Below are 687 nucleotides of genomic sequence, written 5' to 3' on the forward strand. Positions count from 1 at the left end.
AGCACGTGCCGCCGTAGGCGAGGCCGAACTCGGCGCTCGCCTCCTCGCTCCAGCCCACCGTCGCGGTGCCGGACGCACTCCCCTGGGCCTTGACCGAGACGTGCAGCTGCGGCGCGAGGACGACGGGCACCGGACCGAGGTGCACCGTGACGGGCGGGAGGGGCTTGTCGAGGATCGGTCGGGACTCCGTCGCGCACGTCCCCTCGCCGGTCAGCGACGCCGTCAGCTCGGCCGTCTGCTCGATCCGGGCGATCGCCTCGGCCTTCTGGAGCCGCCCCCAGGCGACGTCCAGCGAGAAGTCCAGGGTGGGGTCGATCTCGGCGGTGGCCGTGAGGTCCGCCTTCAGGGTGCCGCTGCAGGAGAAGGTCTCGGTCTTGACCTCCTTGCTGACCTCCAGCTGCTTGCCCAGGTCGACCTGGGGCGTACGACCGAGCTTGACCGCGTCGGTCAGGGTCGCGCCGCGGGTGGTGACCAGGAAGGTGCTGCTGTCGATCAGGCCACCGTCGGGGACGCGTGCGAACACGCCGTTCCGTGCCTTCGCGCTGCGATCGGCGACGAAGATGTTGCCCTCGCAGAGGATGCCGGTCTCCATCGGCCGGCAGGTGGACTCGGCCGCCGCCCGAGCAGGTGCCAGGCCGTCGCGCACGAGTCGCCGCGTCTCCCGCCGGTGCCGGGCCGCGACGTCGG

1 protein-coding gene is annotated in these 687 nt (G+C 72.3%); it reads right to left on the reverse strand.

The features are described from left to right. A partial coding sequence (locus FB586_RS18500; protein ID WP_136520834.1) for a hypothetical protein occupies positions 1 to 592 on the reverse strand: 592 nt, incomplete at its 3' end. Positions 593 to 687 lie beyond the last annotated feature (95 nt).

The sequence above is a fragment of the Cellulomonas telluris genome (assembly GCF_004886325.1).
Lineage (GTDB): Bacteria > Actinomycetota > Actinomycetes > Actinomycetales > Cellulomonadaceae > Cellulomonas > Cellulomonas telluris.